Origin of the sequence: Streptomyces albidochromogenes (assembly GCF_005981925.1) — a bacterium.
GTDB classification, from domain to species: Bacteria; Actinomycetota; Actinomycetes; order Streptomycetales; family Streptomycetaceae; genus Streptomyces; species Streptomyces albidochromogenes.
The window spans coordinates 1-18,914 of record NZ_VBVX01000005.1 but is presented as its reverse complement, the minus strand read 5'-3'; the positions used below and the strand labels follow the sequence as shown (position 1 = coordinate 18,914).

Sequence of the window (18,914 nt, the reverse complement as noted above, 5' to 3'; positions counted from 1 at the left end):
ACGGGCAGCGCCCGGGCGACGGGCAGGGCCGGGTCAGACGCGGGTCACCGACGAGACGGGCATCATGCCGACCGGGTCGTAGCGCACCGGGGCCCCGGGGTAGGGCGCGTGCACGACCTGGCCGTTGCCGACGTACATCCCGATGTGGCTGGCGTCGTCCCGGTACGTGACGAGGTCGCCCGGCTGCGCCTGGTCGAGCGGGACCTGCCGCCCGGCGTACCGCTGCGCCTGCGACGTGCGCGGCAGCGAGACGCCCGCCTGGGCGTACGACCACTGGGTGAGGCCCGAGCAGTCGAAGCCCGAGGGTCCGTTGGCGCCCCAGATGTACGGCTTGCCCACCGCCCCCCGGGCCGCCGTCACGGCCGCCGACGCGCGTCCCGACACGGGCCCGCCGGCCGGCAGGGGCGGCGTCTCGGCGCGGTCGGCGGACCGCGACGACCGGCCGTCGAACTCCTCGCGCTCCTGCTCGGGCAGCGAGTTCAGCAGCCGCCTGGCCTCCGCGAGCTTGTGCTCGACGGTGCGCTTGTGGCGGGCGACGGCGGCCCGGCTGCGCTCCAGTTCGCCGAGCTTCACGGCGGCTTCCGCGCGCTGCCGGCCCAAGGTGCGCTGCGCGGCCCGCAGTTCGTTCAGGGCGGCCACCTGGCGGGCGCCCATGCGGTCGAGGGCCGATGCCTTGGAGAGGTAACTGTCGGGGTTCTCGGAGAGCAGCAGGGCGAGGGCCGGGTCCAGCCCGCCCGCCCGGTACTGCGCTCCGGCGACCGCGCCGAGCGCACCGCGCATGTGGTTGATGCGTTCCTGGCCGCGGGCGGCCAGGTCCTGGGCGTGGTCGACCTGTTCGCGCAGCCGGTCCGCGAGTTCGTCGGCCTTGTTGAACCGCTCCGTCGCCCGCTCCGCCTGCTCGAAGAGCCGGTCGACCCGCGCCCGGGTGGCCGTGGCGGTGTCCGGGGACGACGCCGAGGCCGGGGAGGCGGCCGAGGACGTGTCGTGGGGGTCGGCGCTCGCCGGGGCGGAGACGAGCGCTGCCGCCGCCGTCGCCGCGGCGGCGGACAGAACCGTGACCCGGGCGCTCTGCGTGAGGCCGGACTGTGAGGGACGCCGGTGGGTCGCCACAGGAAGCCGCACTCCTTCCACTGCGTGCAGCCCCCTGCCGCCCGGACGGGCGGACCGATGGACCGGGGAGCTGCGCGAGCAGACAGTAGCGGTGCGATCACGCGGCGGCCAAAGACCTCGGCGGGCGCAAACAGTGGCGCCCCGCCGGAGAACCAGGTCACCGGCGGGGCGGACAGTCAGCGGGAGTCACCGGAATTCGCCCGAATGGGCGGTGTGGGCAACGGCCTTCGTGTGGGGCGTCTGTCAGACGCGCACGCCGAACTGGAAGGTGCCCATGTAGTCCATCGACTCGTAGCGCACGTTGGCGCCGGGCTTCGGGGCGTGCAGGATCTGGTTGTTGCCGGCGTAGAAGCCGACGTGCGCCAGGTTGTTGAAGAACACCATGTCGCCCGGCCTGAGCTGGCTCTTGCTGTAGATCTTCGTGCCGTCGTTGTGCTGGGTGAACGTGGTCCGGGAGATGGAGACGCCGGCCTGGGCGAAGGCCCACTGGGTCAGTCCGGAGCAGTCGTACGCGTTGGGGCCGGTCGCACCCGAGATGTACGGCTTGCCGATCTGGGTGGCCGCGGCGCTCAGCGCGGCGGCGCCGCGGCCGGAGGCCGGCTTCTCGTTGCCGAGTTCCACGCGCTCGGTGGAGGCGCGGCTGGCGCGCTGCTCCTTCTCCCGCAGCTCCTCGCGCTCGGCGGCGGTCAGCGTGTTCAGGAGCCGCTGCGCCTCGGCGAGCTTGCCCTGGAACTTCTTCTTCTTCTCGCCGAGTTCCTCGCGCACGTCCTCGAGGTCGGCGAGCTTGTCCGTCGCCTCGGCGCGCTGCTGGGCGAGGGTGCGCTGCTTCGCCTGGATCTTCTCCAGCGACTCGGCCTGCTTGGCGCTCAACTGGTCGATCGCGCCAGCCTTGTCGAGGTAGTCGTCCGGGTCGGCGGAGAGGAAGAGCTGCACGGAGGGGTCGATGCCGCCGGAGCGGTACTGCGCGCTGGCCACCGAACCCAGGGCGCCGCGCAGTTCGTTGAGGTCCTCCTGGCCGCGGGCGACCTTGTCCTGGAGGTTGTCGACCTCTTCCTTGAGCTTGTCCTGCCGCTCCTTGGACTGGTTGTACTTCTCCGTCGCGGCCTCGGCCTCGTGGTAGAGCTTGTCGACCTTGGCCTTGACCTCGCTCTTGGTCGGCTTGGGGTCGGCCTGAGCGGTCTGGGACGTGAGAGCGACGGCTGCGGCTGCGGTCGCGGTGAGCACGGTCACACGAGTGCGGCTCGGCTGCTTGGGACGACGGTGGGACGCCACGAAGGCGAGCTCCTTCTTCCTCGAGCCGCCTACCGGGGTCGGGGACGTGAGCCCCGGCTCCACGCTTCGGTTCCCCCGCGGAAATGGACCGAATTGCATGGACTCGGCGGTACCTTCGCTGACACCCCGGGTGGGTGATCAACCGTTCGAAGGTTTGAGGGCAGACCTTAGTGACCTTCTTGTGATCAGTTCAAATCCTCATGCGTAAAAACTCACCCAGTGGTCACAATCTTTACTTTCATCACACCCGCAGTAACGGCGACTTGACGGTACGTTTCCCGATTTCGGGCATTGGGCCGAGAAGCCACTAGACGCGCGAAAGCCTCTTCAGCAACAAGGCGGACGCGACCGGCCTGGCGCCCGACTTGGCGACACCGTCCGCCACTTCGCGGTCGGTGGAGGCCACCACGACCGGCCGCCCCGGCGGTTCGGCCCGTACGAGCTGTCTGATGAGCTCGTCCGCCGTCACCCCCGGCTTGCTGAACAGCACCCGCACACCGCGCGGCGGCGCGAGGAGCACCGGCGCCACCAGCTCCGCCCCGTCGAAGACGCACGTCACCTCGGCGCCGGTCTGCGCCGCGAGCATGGACAGACCGCCGAGGAGGCGCAGCCGCTGCTTGTCGAGCGGCATCTGCGGATAACCGGTCTTGGTGACGTTGTAGCCGTCCACGACCAGATGGCACTGCGGCAGTTCGAGCAGCTGGTCCAGCAGCGCCGGGTCCGTCTCGGACAGCGCCCGGGCGGCGATGTCCTTGGGTGTCATACGGCCCGGCTCCACGGCGTCCACCGTGTCCGCGGGGTGCACGGAGGCGGGCGGCAGCGCCAGTTCCCGGCGCAGCCCCTGGGCGGCGTCCAGCACGGTGTCGAGCAGCAGCCGCACCCGCATGTCCTCGATGCTGCGGCCCTCGCGCACCGCCCTGCGGCTCGCCTCGACGGACGCCTCGGCCTCGCCGAGGCGGGCCCGCAGCCGCCGCGCCTCGCTCTCGGCGGCGGTGACCCGGGTGGCGGCGTCGGTCCTGACCGTCTCCGTCTCGGCGTTCGTACGCCGCAGGGCCGCCTCGCCCCGCTTGACGTCGCTCAGCGCGCTGCGCAGCTTGCGGCTGAGCACGTCGGCCTCCTTGCGGGCGGCCTCCAGCTCGGTGCGCAGCCGTTCGGTCTCGCTCTTCGTCTGCTCGCGCGCGTGCGCGAGCTCCTCGCGCAGGCGCTCCAGCTCCCGCTGGGCGGCCTCGTCGGCGCGTTCGGCGTCGGCCCGCAGCGCCTCCTCGCCGGCGGCGGCCACCAGCTTGACCCAGCCGACGGGGCGCAGGACGTACGCCGCCGCCGCCACGTCCACCGGATCGGCCGCGGCAGGCGGCGAGCCCGCCTCCAGGGCCCGGGCGAGTTCGGGCTGCGCCTCGCGCAGCCGCTCGCCGATGCGCTGGCGGAACAGCGTGTCGCCCTCCAGGGCGGCGGCCATCGCGTTGCCCGCGAACTTGGCGCGCCGGCTCGGGGTGAAGCGGGCGTACTGCCTCAGCTGGGACGGAAGTTCCGCGACGGTGAGCCCGCCGAAGGCGTCCGACACCAGTGCGACGACCTTGTGCCGTACGCCTTCGGGCAGCGGGCGGTCGAGCACCTCGGCGGCGTCCCCGGCCGAGCCGGCCGGTTCACCGCCGCTTGCATGCTCCACAATCCGTCACCCCACTACTCTCGGGCCGGTCCTCTCAGGAGCCGGCGCCCGGCCTGTCCACCAGTTCGATCTGGTCCACCGCGTTGCACCAGCGGCAGCGCACGGACTCGATGGTCTCACTGACCACCTCACGTTCCTCGACCTTCGACTCTCCGGCCAGGTCGAGATGGACGTACTCGATCACCTTCGACGACCGGGTCACATCGAAACGTGTGAGATTGCCGCACAGGGCGCAGCGCCACCGGGTCTCGGCAGTCGGCAGGGGAACCGTCGTCATCGTGCGTCCTCTTTCGTCGCGCCTACTGCCCGTAACCCTACGGCCTTACGGGTGCCCCCTGCGGCGTACCGTCCACGGTGCGGGACGGCCCCCGGCGAGGCGCTCTGCCCCGGCCGGTCCCGTTACGCGATGATCTGGTCATGATCAATTGGCGGGAAGCGGCCCGGGGCCCCGTGGTGACGTACGGCGCGATCGGCCTCTGCTGCCTGATCTTCCTCATCGGCCCCCTCTCGGGGTTCAATCCGGCCTACGGCACGGGCGACATCCTCCTCGCCGCGCAGAGCGCCTACTTCGAGCGCTGGGGCGTGATCCCCGACGAGCTGCTGAGCGCCGGGCCGTCCGCGCTGGCCACCCCGCTGACCGCCCTGTTCGTGCACGGGAGCTGGCTCCACCTGCTGGGCAACATGCTCTTCCTCTTCGTGTTCGGGGCGATGACCGAGGAACGGATGGGCCGCTTGCAGTTCGCCCTGTTCTACGTGGGCTGCGGATACCTGGCACTGGTCGTGTACGCCGTCGTCCACGCCGAATCGGACCAGACCCTGGTCGGGGCGTCGGGGGCGATCTCGGCGGTGCTCGGCGCGTTCCTCTTCCTCTTCCCCCGGGCGCGGGTCACGAGCCTTTTCCCGTTCCTCTTCTTCCTGCCGCTGCGCTTCCCGGCCTGGCTCGTGCTGATCTTCTGGTTCGCCCTGCAGTGGGTGGCGGCGCAGCGCGCGGGGTCGGGGCCCGGGGTGGCGTACCTGGCGCACGTGGCGGGGTTCTGCGCGGGCTTCCTCTACGCCTGGGGGCGTAGTCGGCGTACGGCTAGAGTGAGGACCACAGCGCCGGCCACCGAGGGAGAAAGCCAACCGTGATCACCGCGATCGTGCTCATCAAGACCAGCGTGGACCGGATCCCCGAGATCGCCGAGTCGATCGCCGCGCTGGACAGCGTCAGCGAGGTCTTCTCGGTCACCGGGACGTACGACCTGATCGCCATGGTCCGTGTGGCGAAGCACGACGACCTGGCGGACGTCATCCCCGGCCGGATCAGCAAGATCCCCGGCGTCGAGGGCACCGACACGCACGTCGCGTTCCGCACGTACTCGCAGCACGACCTGGAAGCGGCCTTCGCGATCGGCCTCGACGCGTAGCACCCCGGCGCGCGCTTCCCCCGGCCGTGCGGACGCCCGGCCGCGGCGGCGAGATCCTCACCGGCGCGGCCGGGCGGGTGTGCCGCGGGCGGGCCCGACCGGGCCCGCGCGGTCAGACGGCCGGGACGCAGCGGCCTTCCTCGGTGCGGTAGTTCCACTTCGCGCCGTCCCTGACGAGCTCCTTGACCGCGCCGACGAACCGCTCGACGTGCTCGTCGGGCGTACCGGCTCCGAAGCTCACCCGGATGGCGTTCAGCGACCGCTCGCCGGGCTCGGCCTCCGGCGCGCCGCACTCGCCCGGGTCCTGCGGGTCGCTGCCGAGGAGCGTGCGGACCAGCGGGTGCGCGCAGAACAGCCCGTCGCGCACACCGATCCCGTACTCGGCGGAGAGCGCGGCGGCGAAGTGCGAGCTGTTCCAGCCGTCGACGACGAACGAGATGACGCCGACGCGCGGGGCGTCGTCCCCGAAGAGGGAGAGCACCCGCACGGCGTCCACCTCGGCCAGCCCCTCCCGCACCTTCGCCACGAGCCGCTGCTCGCGCTCGACCAGGGAGTCGAAACCGGCCTCGGTGAGCGCCTTGCAGGCGGAGGCGATCGCGTACACGCCGATGACGTTGGGCGAACCGGCCTCGTGCCGGGCGGCCGTGGTGTGCCACTCGACGTCCACGCCGCCGTCGCCGCGGCGGGAGACCTTGCGGGAGGCGCCGCCGCCCGCCAGGTACGGCTCGGCGCTCCGCAGCCAGTCGGCGCGGCCCGCGAGCACGCCCGAACCGAACGGGGCGTACAGCTTGTGCCCGGAGAAGGCGACCCAGTCGACGTCCAGCTCGGCGATGTCCAGCGGGTGGTGGGGCGCCAGCTGGGCCGCGTCGAGCACGATGCGCGCGCCGTGGGCATGGGCGGCGGCGGCGAGTTCCTTCACCGGCCACAGCTCACCGGTGACGTTCGACGCGCCGGTCACGCACACCAGCGCCGGGCCGTACGGGTCGCGGGCGGCCAGCGCGCGCTCCAGGGTCTCCACGGCCTGAGCCGGAGTCCGGGGCGCGTTGAGGAAGTTGACCCGCGCGTCGCGCCAGGGCAGGAGCGAGGCGTGGTGCTCGGTCTCGAAGACGAACACCTGGCAGTCGGCGGGCAGGGCCGCCGCCAGCAGGTTCAGCGAGTCGGTCGTGGAGCGGGTGAAGACGACCTGGTCGTCGTCGCGGCAGCCGAGGAACTCGGCGACGGTGGCGCGGCTGTTCTCGAACAGGTCCGTCGACAGCTGCGAGAGATAGCCGGCGCCGCGGTGCACGCTGCCGTAGTACGGGGCGTACGCCGCCACGTCGTCCCACACGCGCTGGAGAGCCGGGGCGCTCGCGGCGTAGTCGAGAGCGGCGTAGGCGACCTCGCCGCCGGTCACGAGCGGCACGAGGACATCCCGCCCGAGAACGGGCAGGGGCGTACAAACAGTCTGGTCGGCGGCAGCGGTGGAGACAGACATGGCGAACTCCCGAAGAAGGCAGGCGAATTCCTCGCGCCGGCGGATACGCGGCAGCGCTGGAGAAAAAGAAAGGGGTGTGCGAAGAAGGGGCGAGAAGGCCCTATCGCATTCGCTTGCTCACAAGAGGCTCCCTGAGAACCAGGACCCCAAGTCTTCGAGGGGTCCGCGCTTGCCGTGGACCTTTCTGTCCACGACCTGGTCTTCACCCGGGGCACCCCGCCACGGACGGAGGGTTGCCGGACAGCAAGCCGGGGCCAAAACGCTGTCACTCATGACCTGCCAAGCATCCTGCCACACGATCAAGAAGACGCAAGGCGTAGTCCAGACTCTGGACTACGCCTCGCGTCACACACCCTCCGCACTCAGCCGTTGCTGGCAGCCACCCAGCGCTCCAGCGCCGCCCGCGCCGCCCCGGAGTCGATCGACTCGGCGGCCTTGGCGATCCCGGCCGCGAGCTGGTCGTTCAGGGACGCCTCGGTGGGGTCGAGCGCGACCAGCGCCGCCGCCGTGTTCAGCAGCACCGCGTCCCGCACCGGGCCGGTCTCGCCGGCCAGCAGCCGCCGGGCGACATCCGCGTTGTACGACGCGTCCGCGCCGCGCAGCGCCTCGACGGGCACGATCTCCAGGCCCACGTCACGCGGGTCGAAGGGCTGCTCCGACACCGCTCCGTCCCGTACGATCCACACCCGCGAGGTGGCGGTCGTCGTCAGCTCGTCGAGGCCGTCGTCGCCGCGGAAGACGAGCGCGGAACTCCCCCGTTCGGCGAGCACGCCCGCCACGATGGGGGCCATCCGGGCGTCGGCCACGCCGACCGCCTGGGCCTTCACCCGCGCCGGGTTCGTGAGCGGACCGAGGATGTTGAACGTCGTCTGCGCGCCCAGCTCCTTGCGCGCCTTCGCGGCGTACCGCAGGGCGGGGTGGAACTTCACGGCGAAGCAGAAGGTGATGCCCGCCTCCTCGGCCACCTCGGCGACACGCCGGGGCGTCAGCTCCAGGTTGACGCCGAGCTTCTCCAGGACGTCCGAGGCGCCGCTCGCGGACGAGGCGGCACGGTTGCCGTGCTTGACGACCTTGGCGCCGGTGCCCGCGACGACGATCGCCGACATGGTGGAGATGTTGACCGTCTTGGCCAGGTCGCCGCCCGTACCGACGATGTCGACGGTGCGGCCCGGGACCTCGATGGTGTTGGCGTGGGTGTACATCGCGCGCACCAGACCGGTGACCTCGTCGACCGTCTCGCCCTTGGCGCGCAGCGCGACCGCGAAGCCGGCGATCTGGGCGTCCGTCGCCTCGCCGCTCATGATGCGGTCCATGGCCCAGGCCGTGTCGTCGGCGGAGAGGTCCTTGCCGCGCAGCAGGGCGTTCAGGACACCCGGCCAGGAGCCGGCCGCCACGCTGTCGCCGCCAACCGGGGTCACAACGTTCATGGTCCGCTCCAGGGTCCACAGCCAGTAAGGATGGCTCCTACCCTATCCAGCCGGGCGGACAGCGAAGAGCCCCGTCCGGCGAATGGACGGGGCTCCCGCTGTGGCGACCTTACGGTCGGAGATCAGTGGTGGCCGTGGCCGCTGGTGATCTCCTTGTACTCGTCGGCGGTCGGCTTGGGGATCTGGTTCCCCTCGCCGTAGTAGCCCTTGCTCAGCTTGGCGCGGAGCTTCTGGCCGCGCGTCACCTTGCGCTCGACGCCGTTCTCGTCGACCGACGGGCCGATCTCGGCCGGCGCGTACTGCTCGTGCGCCGTGAGCGTGTGCAGCTGCTGCTGGCTGAGCGGCTCGTGGACCTCGACGAACTCACCGTGCGGCAGGCGCTTGATGATGCCGGACTCGCGTCCGTGCAGCACCTTGTCCTTGTCGCGGCGCTGGAGGCCGAGGCAGATCCGCCGGGTGATCACGAACGCCAGGACCGGGCCCACGAAGTAGGAGATCCGGACGAACCAGGTGATCGAGTTGATCGACAGGTGGAAGTGCGTGGCGAAGATGTCGTTGCCGCCACCCAGGAGCATGATCACGTAGCCGGTGATCCAGGCGACGCCCAGCGCCGTCCGGGTCGGCGCGTTGCGCGGCCGGTCCAGGATGTGGTGCTCGCGCTTGTCACCGGTGACCCACGACTCGATGAACGGGTAGACCGCCAGCGCGACGAGGACCAGACCGAAGAGCGTCAGCGGGATGAACACGCCCAGGGCGAGCGTGTGGCCCCACAGGTTGATCTCCCAGCCCGGCATGACACGGATCAGACCCTCGGCGAAGCCCATGTACCAGTCGGGCTGGGCGCCGGTGGACACCTGGTCCGGACGGTACGGACCGAGCGCCCAGACCGGGTTGATCGTGAACAGGCCCGCGATGGCCGCGATGACACCGAAGACCAGGAAGAAGAAGCCTCCGGCCTTGGCCATGTAGACCGGCAGCAGCGGCATGCCGACGACGTTCTTGTTCGTACGTCCGGGGCCCGCGAACTGCGTGTGCTTGTGGTAGAAGACCAGGATCAGGTGCGCCACCACGAGGCCGAGCATGATGCCCGGCAGCAGCAGGATGTGGATCGAGTAGAACCGGGCCACCATGTCGTGGCCGGGGAACTCGCCGCCGAACAGGAAGAACGAGATGTACGTGCCGACGACGGGCGTCGCCAGGATCGCGCCCTGCGTGAAGCGGACACCGGTGCCGGAGAGCAGGTCGTCCGGGAGCGAGTAGCCGGTGAAACCGGTGAACATGCCCAGGACGAACAGCAGGAAGCCGAACAGCCAGTTGATCTCACGCGGCTTGCGGAACGCACCCGTGAAGAACACGCGCATCATGTGCACGAACATCGCCGCGAGGAAGATCAGCGCGGCCCAGTGGTGGATCTGCCGGATGAGCAGACCGCCGCGGACGTCGAAGCTGATCTCCAGGGTCGACGCGTAGGCCTCCGTCATCCGGATGCCCTGCATCGGCACGTACGAGCCGTGGTAAACGACCTCGTTCATGCTCGGGTGGAAGAACAGCGTCAGGTACACACCCGTGAGGATGATGATGATGAAGCTGTAGAGCGCGATCTCACCGAGCATGAAGGACCAGTGGTCCGGGAAGATCTTGCGCATGTTGGCCTTGGCCAGGCTGTAGATGCCCAGCCGGCCGTCAGCCCAGTCGGCGACCCGCTCACCTGCGGGTGCCTTGCGCTTTGCGTCGGTCACGGTGCTCATCCGCGCTCCCAGAAACTAGGACCGACGGGCTCTTCGAAGTCGCCGAGCGCCTCGAGGAATCCTTCGTCATTCACGCCGATCCGCAGCTGCGGGAGGGCGTGGCCGGCCGGGCCGAAGATGACGCGCGCACCGTCGGAGAGGTCGAAAGTGGACTGGTGGCACGGGCAGAGCACGTGATGCGTCTGCTGCTCGTACAGGCTGATCGGGCAGCCGACATGGGTGCAGATCTTCGAGAACGCCACGATGCCCTGGTGGGACCAGTCGAGCTCGCGCTTGTCCTTGATGTCCTGCGGCTGGAGCCGGACGATCATCAGGGCGGCCTTGGCGATCTCGTTGTTGAACTCGTGGTTGTCCTCCTCCAGGCCTTCCGGCTTGGCGAAGGTCAGCGAACCCACCGCGACGTCCTCGGGACGCAGCGGCTCGTTCGTGTTCATGTTGATGAGCTGCTTGCCCTTGCCCCACAGCGTGTGGCGCAGCTTCTCCTCGGGCAGCGGGCCCAGGTCCCGCAGCAGCACCACACCGGAGAGCGGCACCATGGCCAGCGCGCCGAACATCGTGGTGCGGATCAGCTTGCGGCGGCCGATCGCCGACTCCTCGGCACCGGCCGCGAAGTCCGACATGACCTTGGCCTTGACGACCGGGTCTGCCTCGATCGGGTGACGGTCGTCGGCGACCTCCACGTCGGACATCAGGGTGCGGGCCCAGTGGACCGCTCCCGCGCCGATGCAGAAAAGGGCGAGGCCGAGCGTCACGCCCAGCGAGAGGTTCAGCGCGCTGACGTGGCCGAGCGGCCAGACGTACACGATCTTCTCGACCGGGAAGGCCACGAAGGAGGCGATGAAGCCGATCGTGGACAGCATGGACAGCGTGAACAGCAGGGCGACCGTACGCTCGGAGCGCTTGGCGGCCCGCTCGTCGATGTCCTGGACACGCGGCTTGTGGGGCGGCAGCCCCGGGTCCGCGAACGGGTCTTCCGCCACGGCTACCGCGCCGTGCGCGGTGTCCTGCTCACTGGGCAGGTTCTTCTCTGGAATCTCTTGGCTACTCATGACTTCTTGGCCTTAGCGGTGTGGGCCGCGACCCAGACGGCGACGGCGATCAGCGAACCGAGACCGAAGATCCAGCCGAACAGACCCTCGCTGACGGGGCCGAGGCCGCCCAGCGCGAAGCCGCCGGGGGTCTCCGTCTCCTCGCCGTTCACCGTCTTGACGTACGCGATGATGTCCTTCTTCTGCTGCTCCGGCAGCGTCGTGTCGGGGAAGGACGGCATGTTCTGCGGGCCGGTCTGCATGGCCTGGTAGAGGTGCTTCGGGCTCACGCCTTCGAGGCTCGGAGCGTACTTGCCGTTCGTCAGGGCACCGCCCTCACCCGTGAAGTTGTGGCACTGGGCGCAGTTGGTACGGAACAGGTCGCCACCCTTGGCGATGTCCGCGCCCTCAGGGCTGTACTGCTTCTCGGTCGGCGTGATCGGGCCGGCTCCGAGGGAAGCGACGTACGCCGCGAGCTGGTCGATCTCGGCCTGCGAGTAGATCCTCGGCTTCTTGGGCACCTGGGCGCCGGGCTGCTGCGCCGGCATACGGCCGGTGCCCACCTGGAAGTCCACTGCGGCCGAGCCGACGCCCACGAGGGACGGGCCGTCACTGCCGCCCTGACCGCCGGTGCCGTGGCAGCTGGAGCAGCCAGTGGCGTAGAGCCGCTTGCCCTCCTCGATGGCGAGGGACTGGGCGGTTTCGTCGGCCTGGGCCTTGCCCGCGGGCGCGAACGCGGCGTACAGCCCCCCGGTGGCCGCCAGCGCGAGGAGTAGTACGACGACCGCCGCCAGCGGATGGCGTCGTCGTGCGGAGAGCTTTTTCACGGATTACCCCGGTGTCAGGATCTTCTGCGTCGATGGTGCTGGATGTGGGCCGGGTTTCGGACCCGACCTACTTGATCATGTAGATCGTGGCGAAGAGGCCGATCCAGACGACATCGACGAAGTGCCAGTAGTAGGACACGACGATGGCGGCGGTTGCCTGCTCGTGGGTGAATCTCTTGGCCGCGTAGGTACGGCCGAGGACCAGCAGGAAGGCGATGAGTCCGCCCGTCACGTGCAGTCCGTGGAAGCCGGTCGTCAGGTAGAACACCGAGCCGTACGGGTCGGACGAGAGCGAGAGGCCCGCGTCCTTCACCAGCTCGGTGTACTCGAGGACCTGGCCTCCGATGAAGATCGCACCCATCACGAACGTGATGATGAACCACGCCCGGAGCTTCTTCACGTCCCCGCGCTCGGCGGCGAAGACGCCGAGCTGGCAGGTGAGGGAGGAGAGCACCAGGATCGTGGTGTTCGTCGCCGAGAACGGGAAGTTCAGGTGTTCTGCCTGCTGCTTCCAGAAGTCGGGACCCGTCACCGATCGCAGGGTGAAGTACATCGCGAATAGGGCCGCGAAGAACATCAGCTCGGAACTCAGCCAGATGATGGTTCCGACGCTGGTGAGGTTCGGTCGATTGACCGACGGGTGCGCGTGCCCGGTATCTACTGTCGTTGCTGTCGCCACGACCGACATTATGTCGGTCGCTTATCCCGCCCTCACTCCCGGGGGTGCCATTCGGTGTGTCCATGCTCTGAGAAGGCCCTGTGACCTGAGCCGAACGGCCCATCGGAGGTACCGTCGAAGGCGGGTGCGAACCCCTGCTGACCGGCCGTCGGACGGAGTAGCATCCGCGCATCGGTTCCTGATCCAACACCGAGCCTTCGAGGGCTCCTCGATGCATGGAGGAACAATGGCCGCCACGGTCCTGGTCTACAGCGACAACGCGCACACCCGTGAACAGGTGCGGCTGGCGGCGGGTCGCAGGCCCGCCGCGGACGTGCCCCCGGTCGAGTTCCTGGAGTGCGCCACCCTGCCGGCGGTCCTGACGGCGCTGAACGGGGGCGGTGTCGACGTCTGCGTGCTGGACGGCGAGGCCGTGCCCGCGGGCGGCATGGGGGTCTGCCGGCAGATCAAGGACGAGGTGTTCAACTGCCCGCCCGTACTCCTGCTGATCGGGCGCCCGCAGGACTCCTGGCTGGCCACCTGGAGCCGCGCCGAGAGCGCTGTGACCCTTCCGGTGGACCCCGTGGAGTTCGCGGACGCCCTGGCGTCGCTGCTGCGCGGCAGGCTCGCCGTCGAGGCGTGACACCGGCGCGTGGCCCCGTCAGACCTCCGGTCGCAGCCTGGCCGCGTCGACGGGGCTTCCGCCTTCCCGCAGCCCGGCCGTCAGGGCGCTGCCCTTGCGCCACTTGTCCCAGGGCAGGTTCCAGTCGCCGAAGCCGTTCCCGAAGGGGGCCATCATGTCCCCGGCGCTGTTCACGACCTTGACGATGTCGCCCTCGCGGACGGTCTTGAAGAACCACTCGGCGTTGCTCGTGCTCATGCCGGTGCAGCCGTGGCTGACGTTGGCCGACCCCTGCGAGCCGACCGACCAGGGCGCGGCGTGGACGTACTCGCCGCTCCAGGTGACCCGGGTGGCGTAGTAGACGGGCAGGTCGTACGAGTCCGCGGAGCCCTCGGCGATGCCGACGGTCGTCCCGCGCATCCGTACGAAGTACTCCTTGCCCAGCACGACCTTGACGCCGTTGCGGGTGGAGAAGCCGGGCTTGCCCGTGGTCACCGGAATGGTGTTGATCACCTTGCCGTTGCGCAGCACCGTCATCTGGTGCGAGCCGGCGTCGGTGATGGCCTCCACCCGGTCCCCGGTGCTGATCCGCAGGGGCTTGGCGGGGCCGCCGTAGAGCCGGTCGGCCACCTTGATGCCGTCGAGGGTGCTGCGCGCCGTGATCGTGGCGTTGGCGGGCCAGTACTCCTTCGGACGGAAGTGCAGTTTCTTGTCGTCGACCCAGTGCCAGGACCCCTGCACCGCCGGCTCCGAGCGCACCTTCAGGGCTCGTTCGACGACCGCTCTGGCCGCCTCGCCCTTGACGGGGGCGCTGAGTTCGGCGGTGACCGGCTGGCCGACGCCGTACTTGCCCGCCTTGGGGCCGAAGGTGACCTTCAGGCGCTTCCTCGGGGGTACCGACGTCTCGAAGGTGAGGGTGCGCGCACCGGGCGCGCCGTCCTCGTCCTCGGTGGCCACCTTGACCGTGTAGCGCGCTCCGGCCGCCAGCGGGGCGGTGCTGTGCCAGCGCGAGCCGTCGGCGGAGAGTTCGCCGGCCAGATAGCGCCCGGCGGCGTCGGAGGCCGTCACGTCCGTGATCCGGCCGTCCTTGTCCTTGGCGGTGATCTCCAGGGGCTTCTCGGGGTCCGCCTTGGACGTGCCGGTGGCCGCGTTGAAGGAGACCTGGTCCGCCGCGTCGTACGGCGCCGCGGAGAGCGGATGGCCGTCACCGGACCCGCTGCACGCCGTCCCGGCTGCCGCGAGGGACGCGATCAGCAGGGAGCAGCTCAGAACCGTCCGGAGTCGAGGTGAATGGGTCATGATCACACATTAGGAACATTTCGCGGGTACGGCGCGCCGGGAGATGCCAAACGAGGGGCCCGCCCACCTGATGTGCAGGTGGACGGGCCCCTCGGGCGTGTCTGGTGCCTCTACTGGTTCTGGTTCTCGCCCCGGTAGTACTCGAAGACCCAGCCGAAGAGACCGATCAGGATCAGCGGCGCCGAGAAGTACAGCAGCCACCAGCCCATGGCCACGCCGAGGAACGCGAACGCGCCTCCGACGGCCAGCGAGAGCGGCTGCCAGCTGTGCGGCGAGAAGAAGCCGACGTCACCGGCCTCGTCCGCTACGTCGGCCTCCTTGTCGTCCTGGGCCATCGCGTCGACCCGCTTGGCCGTGAAGGCCAGGTAGTAGCCGATCATGATGCTCAGGCCGAAGGCCAGGAACAGTGCCGTGGTTCCGGCGGGCTCCTTCGACCACACGCCATAGACGATCGCCATGGCGAGGATGAAGATGCTCAACCAGATGAACATCTTTCCCTGGATCTTCACTTGCCGACCTCCTTGCCGCCGAACAGCGCGGTGTCCTTCTGTCCGTGGTTCTCGAGCTGCTCGAGAGCGGCGATCTCAGGGTGGTGCAGGTCGAACGCCGGGGATTCGGAACGGATCCGCGGCAGCGTGAGGAAGTTGTGCCGCGGGGGCGGGCAGGACGTCGCCCACTCCAGCGAACGGCCGTAGCCCCACGGGTCGTCGACCTCGATCTTCTTGCCGTACTTCGCGGTCTTCCACACGTTGTAGAAGAACGGGAGCATCGACAGGCCCAGCAGGAACGAGGCGATCGTGGAGATCGTGTTCAGCAGGGTGAAGCCGTCGGCGGCGAGGTAGTCCGCGTAACGACGCGGCATGCCCTCGGCGCCGAGCCAGTGCTGCACCAGGAAGGTGCCGTGGAAGCCCACGAACAGCGTCCAGAAGGTGATCTTGCCGAGGCGCTCGTCCAGCATCTTGCCCGTGAACTTCGGCCACCAGAAGTGGAATCCGGAGAACATCGCGAACACCACGGTGCCGAAGATGACGTAGTGGAAGTGCGCGACCACGAAGTACGAGTCGGAGACGTGGAAGTCCATCGGGGGCGAGGCCAGGATGACGCCGGTCAGACCACCGAAGGTGAAGGTGATCAGGAAGCCGACGGCCCAGAGCATCGGGGTCTCGAAGGACAGTGAGCCCTTCCACATGGTGCCGATCCAGTTGAAGAACTTCACACCGGTCGGTACCGCGATCAGGAAGGTCATGAACGAGAAGAACGGCAACAGCACGCCGCCCGTCACGTACATGTGGTGCGCCCACACCGTGACCGAGAGGCCGGCGATGGCGATCGTCGCGCCGATCAGGCCGATGTAGCCGAACATCGGCTTGCGGCTGAAGACCGGGATGACCTCGGAGATGATGCCGAAGAACGGCAGCGCGATGATGTACACCTCTGGGTGTCCGAAGAACCAGAAGAGGTGCTGCCACAACAGCGATCCGCCGTTGGCCGCGTCGAAGATGTGCGCACCGAACTTGCGGTCCGCCTCCAGCGCGAAGAGAGCCGCCGCGAGCACCGGGAAGGCGAGCAGGACCAGCACACCGGTCAGCAGCACGTTCCAGGTGAAGATCGGCATGCGGAACATCGTCATGCCGGGTGCGCGCATGCAGATGATCGTGGTGATGAAGTTGACCGAGCCGAGGATCGTGCCGAAGCCCGAGAAGGCCAGACCCATGATCCACATGTCGGCGCCGACACCCGGCGAACGGACCGCGTCCGACAGCGGGGCGTAGGCGAACCAGCCGAAGTCGGCCGCACCCTGGGGGGTGAGGAAGCCGGCCACCGCGATGATCGAGCCGAAGAGGTACAGCCAGTACGCGAACATGTTCAGCCGCGGGAACGCCACGTCGGGCGCGCCGATCTGCAGCGGCATGATCCAGTTCGCGAATCCGGCGAACAGCGGCGTCGCGAACATCAGCAGCATGATCGTGCCGTGCATCGTGAACGCCTGGTTGAACTGCTCGTTCGACATGATCTGCGTGCCGGGACGGGCCAGTTCGGCGCGCATGAAGAGCGCCATCAGGCCGCCGACGCAGAAGAACACGAACGACGTGATCAGGTAGAGCGAGCCGATGGTCTTGTGGTCAGTGGTGGTCAGCCACTTGACGACGACGTTTCCCGGCTGCTTGCGCCGTACCGGCAGTTCGTTCTCGTAGGACGAGCCGTCTGCCGCCGCGGCACCCTTGGGTTCGTTGAGGATGCTCACAGTTTGTTCGTCTCCGCATTCCTGGCCGGGTCGGTCTGCTCGATACCGGACGGGATGAAGCCGGTCTGGCCCTTCTCCGCCAGCTCCTTGAGGTGCTGCTGGTACCGCTCCGGGGAGACGACCTTCACGTTGAAGAGCATCCGGGAGTGGTCGACACCGCAGAGCTCGGCGCACTTGCCCCGGAAGGTGCCCTCACGCGTGGGGGTCACCTCGAAGGCGTTGGTGTGGCCCGGGATGACGTCCAGCTTCATGAGGAACGGCACCACCCAGAAGGAGTGGATGACGTCACGCGAAGTCAGGATGAAGCGGACCTTCTCGCCCTTCGGCAGCCACAGGGTCGGGCCCGGGTTGCCGTTCTGCGGGTTCCGCTCGCCCGGGGTGCCGACCGCGTAGACGCCTTCGGCGCCTTCGGGGAACTGGTCGGCGTAGCGCTGCGGGATGGCGTCGAGCTCCTTGGGGGGCTTCACGCCCGTGGCGGCGTCGCCGTCCACGTTCTCCACGTAGTTGAAGCCCCAGCTCCACTGGAAGCCGACCACGTTGATGGTGTGGGTCGGCTTCTTCTCGAGCGCGAGGAGCTTCGACTCGTCGCGCGCGGTGAAGTAGAAGAGGACCGAGACGATGATGAGCGGGACCACGGTGTACAGCGCCTCGATGGGCATGTTGTACCGGGTCTGCGGAGGTACTTCTACCTTGGTGCGGCTACGCCGGTGGAAGAAGACGCTCCACAGAATCAGTCCCCACACCAGGACGCCCGTGACGAGCGCTGCCGCCCACGAGCCCTGCCAGAGGGACAGAATAATGGGAGCCTCTTCGGTGACCGGGGTAGGCATCCCGAGGCGGGGGAAGTCTTCCCATGTGTACGAGCAACCAGAGGCGGTCGCCAGGACCACGCCCGCGGTCAGCACCTGGAGCAGCTTCCGCCGCATCGGGCGCCGCGACGAGCGGTCGGAGCCGTTGGGACTCACGTAGCGCCTTCCCGAGAGTCTCGCCCGCGCGGTCGGTCGCGGCCGTCTCGCTGGTCGGTCGCCGGCCCTGACGCGGGCAGGGGTTTGGATGTTTATGCGGACCAAACCCTACTGGACGCTATTTGGGGTCGCGCGGGGAGGGTGCCCAACGCGCCGTACCCCTCCCCGAAGGGGTGGCTTCTCGGTGGAATACGGGCCTCCGCCCGCCATCTGACCCGGCATCCGGCGGGGCGCCCGCAGCGCCTCCCCCGCGTCCTCGCACGGACCCGCCCGACGGTGGTGCGCGCGGTCGCGGCGGCGGGGATTAGCGTGGCGGTGTGCCCTACTTCGACGCCGCCTCCTCCGCCCCGCTGCACCCCGTCGCCCGGCAGGCCCTGCTCGCCTCGCTCGACGAGGGCTGGGCCGACCCGTCCCGCCTCTACCGCGAGGGGCGGCGGGCCAGGCTGCTGCTCGACGCGGCCCGGGAGGCGGCGGCGGAGGCCGTGGGGTGCCGCCCCGACGAGCTGGTGTTCACCTCTTCCGGCACCCGCGCGGTGCACACCGGGATGGCGGGCGCGCTCGCCGCGCGCCGGCGTGTCGGCGGGCACCTGGTGGTCTCCGCCGTCGAGCATTCGTCGGTGCTCCACGCGGCGGCCGGGCACGAGGCGGCGGGCGGTACGACGACGCAGGTGGCGGTGGACCGGGCGGGCCGGGTGGACCCGGACGCGTACGCCCGGGAGCTGGGCGAGGACACCGCGCTGGCCTGCCTGCAGTCCGCCAACCACGAGGTCGGCACCGCGCAGCCGGTGGCCGAAATCGCACAGCAGTGCCGGGCGGTGGGTGTGCCGCTGCTGGTGGACGCGGCGCAGTCGCTCGGGTGGGGGCCGGTGGAGGGCGACTGGTCGCTGCTGACCGCGAGTGCGCACAAATGGGGCGGTCCGGCGGGGGTCGGGCTGCTGGTGGTGCGCAAGGGCGTGCGGTTCGCCCCTCAAGGCCCGGCCGACGAGCGGGAGTCCGGGCGGGCGGCCGGCTTCGAGAACCTGCCCGCGATCGTGGCGGCGGCGGCCTTCTTCGCGGCCTTCTCGCTCACCGCCGAGCCCTCGCCGCCCGGCTTGTAGGAGTCGTCGGGGCACTGCTTGCCCCGGGCACAGTCGTCACCGCCGGCCGGGCCGAACCGCGCGAACGTCC

General features: G+C 69.5%; 17 protein-coding genes, 1 pseudogene and 1 riboswitch. Of the genes and pseudogenes, 4 read left to right on the top strand and 14 right to left on the bottom strand.

Going from position 1 to position 18,914, the window contains the following annotated elements; genetic code table 11:
• Positions 1 to 33: 33 nt before the first annotated feature.
• From E2E34_RS01390 to E2E34_RS01375, 4 genes are all read right to left on the bottom strand, one after another.
• Complete coding sequence (locus tag E2E34_RS01390) at positions 34 to 1,110, bottom strand: C40 family peptidase (protein ID WP_138900056.1); 1,077 nt, start codon at positions 1,108 to 1,110, stop codon at positions 34 to 36.
• 243 nt (positions 1,111 to 1,353) lie between these two features.
• On the bottom strand, positions 1,354 to 2,382 hold the full coding sequence (locus E2E34_RS01385) for a C40 family peptidase (RefSeq protein WP_138900055.1): 1,029 nt from the start codon (positions 2,380 to 2,382) through the stop codon (positions 1,354 to 1,356).
• A 307-nt stretch (positions 2,383 to 2,689) separates the two neighbouring features.
• Positions 2,690 to 4,048 carry an NYN domain-containing protein gene (locus tag E2E34_RS01380; RefSeq protein WP_138900054.1) on the bottom strand — a complete coding sequence of 453 codons (1,359 nt, stop codon included), beginning with the start codon at positions 4,046 to 4,048 and terminating at the stop codon, positions 2,690 to 2,692.
• A gap of 34 nt (positions 4,049 to 4,082) precedes the next feature.
• On the bottom strand, positions 4,083 to 4,325 hold the full coding sequence (locus tag E2E34_RS01375) for a hypothetical protein (protein ID WP_028811405.1): 243 nt from the start codon (positions 4,323 to 4,325) through the stop codon (positions 4,083 to 4,085).
• Between the two features lie 140 nt (positions 4,326 to 4,465).
• Between E2E34_RS01375 and E2E34_RS01370 the strand changes: the two genes are divergently transcribed.
• Together E2E34_RS01370 and E2E34_RS01365 are read left to right on the top strand one after the other, a co-directional pair.
• Positions 4,466 to 5,176, top strand: a complete 711-nt coding sequence (locus tag E2E34_RS01370; protein WP_138900053.1) for a rhomboid family intramembrane serine protease — start codon at positions 4,466 to 4,468, stop codon at positions 5,174 to 5,176.
• A complete protein-coding gene (locus E2E34_RS01365) occupies positions 5,173 to 5,454 on the top strand; it encodes an Lrp/AsnC family transcriptional regulator (RefSeq protein WP_005318592.1) in 282 nt (93 codons plus the stop codon). Before E2E34_RS01370 ends, E2E34_RS01365 begins: the two co-directional genes overlap by 4 nt.
• Before the next feature lie 112 nt (positions 5,455 to 5,566).
• Here the strand turns inward: E2E34_RS01365 and E2E34_RS01360 are convergent, their stop codons facing one another.
• The 6 genes from E2E34_RS01360 to ctaE form a co-directional block, all read right to left on the bottom strand.
• A complete protein-coding gene (locus E2E34_RS01360; RefSeq protein WP_138900052.1) occupies positions 5,567 to 6,928 on the bottom strand; it encodes an aminotransferase class V-fold PLP-dependent enzyme in 1,362 nt (453 codons plus the stop codon).
• 160 nt (positions 6,929 to 7,088) lie between these two features.
• Positions 7,089 to 7,205: riboswitch (SAM riboswitch) on the bottom strand.
• An 85-nt stretch (positions 7,206 to 7,290) separates the two neighbouring features.
• The gene (trpD, locus tag E2E34_RS01355) at positions 7,291 to 8,355 is read right to left on the bottom strand and encodes an anthranilate phosphoribosyltransferase (RefSeq protein WP_138900051.1); all 1,065 of its coding nucleotides are present in this window, start codon (positions 8,353 to 8,355) and stop codon (positions 7,291 to 7,293) included.
• A gap of 122 nt (positions 8,356 to 8,477) precedes the next feature.
• Positions 8,478 to 10,103 (bottom strand): cytochrome bc1 complex cytochrome b subunit, encoded by a 1,626-nt coding sequence (gene qcrB / locus E2E34_RS01350; protein WP_138900050.1) that lies wholly within the window; start codon positions 10,101 to 10,103, stop codon positions 8,478 to 8,480.
• Positions 10,100 to 11,152: a cytochrome bc1 complex Rieske iron-sulfur subunit gene (qcrA, locus tag E2E34_RS01345; protein WP_138895201.1), complete on the bottom strand. Its 1,053-nt coding sequence runs from the start codon at positions 11,150 to 11,152 to the stop codon at positions 10,100 to 10,102. The genes qcrB and qcrA overlap by 4 nt, the downstream gene beginning before the upstream one ends.
• Positions 11,149 to 11,958 carry a cytochrome bc1 complex diheme cytochrome c subunit gene (gene qcrC, locus E2E34_RS01340; RefSeq protein WP_138900049.1) on the bottom strand — a complete coding sequence of 270 codons (810 nt, stop codon included), beginning with the start codon at positions 11,956 to 11,958 and terminating at the stop codon, positions 11,149 to 11,151. The genes qcrA and qcrC overlap by 4 nt, the downstream gene beginning before the upstream one ends.
• Positions 11,959 to 12,025: 67 nt before the next feature.
• Positions 12,026 to 12,646 carry an aa3-type cytochrome oxidase subunit III gene (gene ctaE / locus E2E34_RS01335; protein WP_138900048.1) on the bottom strand — a complete coding sequence of 207 codons (621 nt, stop codon included), beginning with the start codon at positions 12,644 to 12,646 and terminating at the stop codon, positions 12,026 to 12,028.
• A 217-nt stretch (positions 12,647 to 12,863) separates the two neighbouring features.
• Here ctaE and E2E34_RS01330 point away from each other — a divergent pair, with 217 nt between their 5' ends.
• A complete protein-coding gene (locus tag E2E34_RS01330) occupies positions 12,864 to 13,259 on the top strand; it encodes a hypothetical protein (protein WP_138900047.1) in 396 nt (131 codons plus the stop codon).
• 18 nt (positions 13,260 to 13,277) lie between these two features.
• Here the strand turns inward: E2E34_RS01330 and E2E34_RS01325 are convergent, their stop codons facing one another.
• The 4 genes from E2E34_RS01325 to ctaC all read right to left on the bottom strand — a co-directional run bounded on the left by E2E34_RS01325 (position 13,278) and on the right by ctaC (position 17,747).
• Entirely contained in the window at positions 13,278 to 14,537 is a 1,260-nt protein-coding gene (locus E2E34_RS01325) for a L,D-transpeptidase (RefSeq protein ID WP_138900046.1), read from the bottom strand.
• Between the two features lie 110 nt (positions 14,538 to 14,647).
• Positions 14,648 to 15,046, bottom strand: coding sequence for a cytochrome c oxidase subunit 4 (locus tag E2E34_RS01320; protein WP_138900045.1), 399 nt, complete (start codon positions 15,044 to 15,046; stop codon positions 14,648 to 14,650).
• The gene (gene ctaD / locus E2E34_RS01315; protein ID WP_138900044.1) at positions 15,043 to 16,782 is read right to left on the bottom strand and encodes an aa3-type cytochrome oxidase subunit I; all 1,740 of its coding nucleotides are present in this window, start codon (positions 16,780 to 16,782) and stop codon (positions 15,043 to 15,045) included. The genes E2E34_RS01320 and ctaD overlap by 4 nt, the downstream gene beginning before the upstream one ends.
• Positions 16,779 to 17,747 (bottom strand): aa3-type cytochrome oxidase subunit II, encoded by a 969-nt coding sequence (gene ctaC / locus E2E34_RS01310; RefSeq protein ID WP_138900043.1) that lies wholly within the window; start codon positions 17,745 to 17,747, stop codon positions 16,779 to 16,781. Before ctaC ends, ctaD begins: the two co-directional genes overlap by 4 nt.
• 317 nt (positions 17,748 to 18,064) lie before the next feature.
• Here ctaC and E2E34_RS01305 point away from each other — a divergent pair.
• Positions 18,065 to 18,805 (top strand): annotated as a pseudogene (locus E2E34_RS01305) (cysteine desulfurase family protein); the annotation flags it as partial.
• Positions 18,806 to 18,914 lie beyond the last annotated feature (109 nt).